The sequence below is a fragment of the bacterium genome, assembly GCA_035527515.1.
Classification (GTDB): Bacteria; B130-G9; B130-G9; order B130-G9; family B130-G9; genus B130-G9.
The window spans coordinates 1-5,260 of the sequence record DATLAJ010000139.1; the positions used below are offsets into that span (position 1 = coordinate 1).

At 54.5% G+C, this 5,260-nt stretch carries 4 protein-coding genes; all 4 read right to left on the bottom strand.

The genetic code is table 11. The features are described from left to right. Positions 1 to 192: 192 nt before the first annotated feature. Positions 193 to 1,425 carry a vWA domain-containing protein gene (locus tag VM163_11250; protein HUT04456.1) on the bottom strand — a complete coding sequence of 411 codons (1,233 nt, stop codon included), beginning with the start codon at positions 1,423 to 1,425 and terminating at the stop codon, positions 193 to 195. A 174-nt stretch (positions 1,426 to 1,599) separates the two neighbouring features. Then, positions 1,600 to 3,198 carry an L-aspartate oxidase gene (gene nadB / locus VM163_11255; protein HUT04457.1) on the bottom strand — a complete coding sequence of 533 codons (1,599 nt, stop codon included), beginning with the start codon at positions 3,196 to 3,198 and terminating at the stop codon, positions 1,600 to 1,602. A gap of 196 nt (positions 3,199 to 3,394) precedes the next feature. Beyond that, positions 3,395 to 3,760: a response regulator gene (locus VM163_11260; protein ID HUT04458.1), complete on the bottom strand. Its 366-nt coding sequence runs from the start codon at positions 3,758 to 3,760 to the stop codon at positions 3,395 to 3,397. A 36-nt stretch (positions 3,761 to 3,796) separates the two neighbouring features. Continuing rightward, a partial coding sequence (locus VM163_11265; protein ID HUT04459.1) for an ATP-binding protein occupies positions 3,797 to 5,260 on the bottom strand: 1,464 nt, incomplete at its 5' end.

Below are 5,260 nucleotides of genomic sequence, written 5' to 3' on the forward strand. Positions count from 1 at the left end.
TTTTTGAACGTAGGATTGCAGACCTATTGATGCGAAGGGTAATACGCAGGCCAGCAGGCACAAACGCCCAATACAAGTCGCATTAGCCTACAGAATCAAACCAGACAATTAGTCAAAGCGGAAACTCAGGCTAGCGTGAAAAAGGCTTCTGCGGTTGACTGCTAATCTAAGCAGCAGCCCTCCGGCAGAACGTTATTCGCCCTTCTTCTCCGCCTTGGGCTTTTCCTTGGATTCTTCTTTCTTTTGCTGTTCTTCAGATTTGGCCTCTGACTTAGGCTCTGCCTCCGCAGCAGGTTTTTCCTTGGCTTGTTCGCCCTCTTTCGCGTCCGGCTTGGGCGTTTCGGCGGCTTCTGCTGCCTTCGCCTTCTCGGGGGCCTCTTTCGCCTGCGCAGCCGCAGCCGCATCCTGTTCCTTCTTTTCCTTCAGAGCCTGCCTTGCCTGCTCATCTCGTGCCAGCTGGTCAGCTGTCTTCAGGATTCTGAACTTGTAGGATTTAAGAGATGATTTTGCCCACAACTTCGCTCCCTTATAGACGCCAACCTGGAGGTAATGCGGGCGGCCGTCTGCGGTAACATTGCCATTGGTCTGGTAGCTAAGCACGGCGCCTCTTGCACGAACGCTTTTTGAGATGCTCTCGTAAGTATCTGGCAGCGATTCTTCCGTGGGGGCGGTAAAGACCTTGCCATCTGTCTCGCGGCAGATTCGAGAGAAGGTTCTTGTATCAGCCTCAGGGCCGAGCGCCACGAAGAAGATTCTTATGTTGTGCTCTTTTGCGAAGCTTATCGCCGTGAACCATTCCCGGACGCTGTTGTTATCCTCGCCGTCGCTCAGAACGATTATTACTTTCGCAGCATCACGGTAGGTGGGGTAGAACTTGTCGCTGGCGTCGGCCACAGCGTCGTATATAGCGGTCTGACCACGAGGCTCTAGGTTTGCGATCGTTTTCTGAATCAGCTCAGTGTCGTTGGTGAAATCCTGAACGACTGGTGTGTAGCCGCGCCAACTATTGAACTCCATGACCATTACTTTGTCGTCCGGGCCCAGCCGTTCAAGATACGCCTTGACGCCCTCGGCCACCCTCTCCATTCGGCCGCGCATGCTACCGCTCGTGTCAATAAGGAAGACGGTTGCGATCATGCGAGAGGACTGCAGGGTGAAGTCAGTAATCGGTATCTCATCCTCGTAAAGCCTTAGCGTGAGGTCCCCGTTCAAAGAGATCTCCTCACCAGTGTAGTAGCGAAAGGCTACCTCGCAGTTGACCGTCGGAAAGTTGGAGATGTCTAGGTTGACGATCTTGAGAACCGCCGGCTTGAAGCCCGGGAGAAACTTGGTCTCAGAGTGAGCAAGCGGCGATATTAGAAGCAAACAGATTACTGCAAGAACTAATGCCTCATACGTAAGGAATGCACGCTTCGTGCGGTTCATCACGGTCTCCTTTCAAATTGTGAGAGCACGGTCTGAGATGCAACTGAGACTTTCCCATCTAACAGCCCGCCTTCCCTTCATTACTAGACAAGGTATCATAACTATCTCGTTCAAATCAACCCGCGCTCGGCCGCAGAACCATGTCCTCTGTCCAACGTGTAGCGCGGGCCCAGACTAAGCCAGCAGTGAGTCCAGCCCCATCTCTGCCGGAATCGTCCTATGAATGAGCCAATGCTGATCATCCGCTGAGGGGAAATCCGATCTGTAATGCGCTCCTCTGCTCTCAGTTCGCTCTGCCGCGGCAAACCGGATAGCGGCCGCGGTATAAAACATGTTTCTCGCCTCCAGCGCAGCAGGGTCCGGAAGCGTTATCTCCGCAAGGAAGGCAAGCCTTGACAGCACCGCACGGGCACTCTCGAGCCCCGCGAAGTCCCGTATTATGCCCACGTTCTCCCACATCATCTCCCGCATCTGCTTCTTTGCCTCGCCGATTTCGTTGAGAGAGATATCTGATCTCAAAGCGAGCTCGTGCACGAGACCTCGAATGAGCGACTCAGGAGGTCCAGCTGAACGCGCAAGCAGCTCTTTGGCCGAATCGCCAGCTCGTTTGCCAAATACTATCCCCTCGAGAAGGGAGTTGGAGGCGAGGCGGTTTGCCCCGTGGACCCCGGTGCCCGCAACCTCGCCGCACGCGAACAGCCCCGGCAAAGAGGCCTTGCCGTTCTTGTCCGATCGCACGCCGCCCATGATGTAATGCGCCGCGGGCCGGATCGGCAGCAAGTCCCTGTCGGCGCGCAGGCCGACCTTCAGACAGGTCTCGTATATCCGGGGAAAGCGCTCTTGAACAAAGCCCGACTTAAGATGTCTCAAGTCAAGATACATTTCATCGCTGCCCGACTCATGGATCTCCGTGACTATGGCGCGTGAGACGACGTCCCGGGGGGCAAGTTCCGCCTGAGGATGAGCCCTTAGCATGAAGCGTTCGCCCTTGGCGTTTAGCAGGACACCACCCTCTCCTCTCATCGCCTCGGAGAGAAGAAATGTGGGCACACCTTTCTTGTAGAGTGCTGTTGGATGAAACTGCACAAACTCCATGTCCGTGAGCTCCGCGCCAGCTCTGAAGGCGATCGCTGGGCCGTCCCCGGTTGAAACCTCTGGGTTGGTCGTAACAGAATAAACTTGCCCAGCGCCGCCCGTCGCGAGAACCGTTGCCTGGGCCTCGACACAGACTAAGCAAAAACGCTGCTGGCCAACAAGAATGAACGCACCACAACATGTGCCTTCGTGGACCAAGAGATCGATCGTGAATGCGTGGTCGAGAAATGTTATGTTCTCGTGTGGTTTGGCCTTTGCTAAAAGGGCGCGCTCGATCTCCGCCCCGGTCGAATCGCCATGCGAATGGATCACGCGCCTTTTACTATGTGCGCCCTCAAGGCTGAACCACAGCTTCCCGTTCTCTGTGTCAAACGAGGCGCCCCATTCGATCAGTTCTTCTATTCGTGTGGGGCCTTCTGTAACCAGTATTCGGACGGCATCCTTTTCGCAGAGCTCCGCGCCAGCCCTGAGAGTGTCCTGCTCATGAAAAACTATTTCGTCATCGTCGCTTAACGCCACCGCTACGCCGCCCTGAGCGTACTCGGTGCTACCCTCGGACAGCGCGGACTTAGCAAGGACCACCACATCGCCCGCATCGGCTAGCGCTATTGCCGCTCTCAGGCCGGCCACGCCGCTGCCGATCACGAGGAAATCAGTCCTGAGAAGCTCGTAGTTCACTGCTTCCTACCGCTGCGCTTCAATCTTACCGGGGTGCGAGCACGGTCGGCCACTGAGGCGTAACGCTGTCTGGAGATGGTGGACATGAGATTCATCCAAGCCATGCCGCTGCCGCGTGTGGAATCCAGCGCTTGAGGCGGCTACCACAGAAGTGGTTTGGGTTCTGTTGGGGCGTTATCACTGCATCGCCTCGAGGTCAGCTTGCGCCCTTTTCTTCAAGGATTTTGCGCACAGTAATTTTCAATTCGCTTAGATCGGATGATTTGACAATGTAGGCATCGGCGGCCCACGTCCTAAAATCGTCCTGATAGCTGCTGTAAGCAGTGTTCAGGATGACAGGGATCGATTTATCGCTTGTCATGATTTTTTGGAGCGTGTCCAGCCCGTCAAGTCCCTCCATCCTAATGTCGAGAACAATGATATCCGGCCTTTTCTCCGCGATGTTCTTAACCGCCTCTTCTCCCGAGCCGGCGAGTGTAACCTCCCAGCCTTCGTTTGAGAGCTCCTCCTCGTAGAGCATTCTCAAAGCAGCGTCATCATCCACAATCAGCACCGTAGCCATATCGGATCACCACCTTTCGGTTTTTTCAAACAACAGTCATGCCTCGTGAGCGAGCTTCGCTAGGGGTGTTGGTTTCTTAGTCTCTACTTTTCTTATTGGGATGGTCAACCGGAACGTTGAGCCCTGGCCGACCTTGCTCTCCATGGAGATGCTCCCTGACATGGCCTCAACGATCCTGTTGGCAAGAGGCAGTCCCAGACCTGTTCCACCGGGGCTCGATGTGTAGAAAGGATTGAATATGAACTCCTTCTCACTCTCCTTTATGCCAACACCTGTATCGGAAATCGATAGCTGAAGATTCCCATCCTGACGGACGGACGAAACAGTGATTGTGCCCCCATCAGGCATCGACTGTATCGCGTTTTGAAGCAGGTTAATAAAGACTTCCTTGAGCTTCTGTCGATCGAGCAGCATTAGCGGAAGGTCATCCTTAAGGTTTTTAACTATCCTGATCGATTTCTTCTCACATTCCGATGAGATCAGGTTCAGTGTCTCCATGATGAGAAAAGTGATGTTTCCAGGCTCATAGCGCGGCGTCTCATCCATCGTCATTTTCAGAGCGTTGTTGAGGAGTTGCTCAAGCCGCGACACCTCGTCTGCGATGATCTGAGCATTATCGTGGAGCTCGCCTTGCTTAGGAAGCTTCTGAACCAAGACCCGAGCAAATCCCCCAATCAACGTCATCGGGTTCCTTATCTCATGGGCGAGGTCGGCAGTGAGGCGACCCATCTGCGCCAACTGCTGCGACCGAGCTATGATCTGCCGCTGCGAGCGAAGCCTCTTGTGTGCCTTGTCCAGGTCTGTTACCTGGCGGCGGAGCTGATCGTTCAAGGCGGCGGTATGGATAGCGATCGCTACGAATGATGTGAAGGGTGCGATCGGCTCGAGGTCCTCATCGGGTATTGGGGCTCGCGTGACGAAATTGTCAACTACTACGACCCCAATCCTGCGCTCGTCCTTTACGAGTGGGAGCACGGCGAACGCATTAGTCTTGATCCCCTCGGCAATCGGCCACGCCCGTTTGTCCGAAGAGACGTCTGGAACGTTTATGATCATGTTTTCCATAAGCGATTGGACCAGGACATTATCTTGGCTGTTGAGCCGGAACCTAATCGGTTTCACGGCCTGGTTGATCTTGCTCTCCAGCCATATCTTATCCCATACCCTCATCAGCTCCTTGAGCGGCCTTTTTTCCTTTGGGAAGCGTCCCCAGATGCGCATGGCCTCCTCGTGGTCGTAGGGGCCTACGGCCATCTTGCCCGCAAGGAACTCCTCTGTGCTATTCACAAGAAAGAGGAACGCTCTATTGAAGCCAAAGCCCTCGCCAGCTGTTAGCGCGGTGAGCACCATATAGAGAACCTGCTCGAGCTCATAAGGCCCCAGAATCGCCTCGCTTATCTCCTGGACAGACCGCAGTCTCGCTATCTTTTGCCCAAGAATCTTGTTAGTTTCTTTGATCGAGATATGATAGGAATACAGGTTTTTGACCATTCGGTCGAA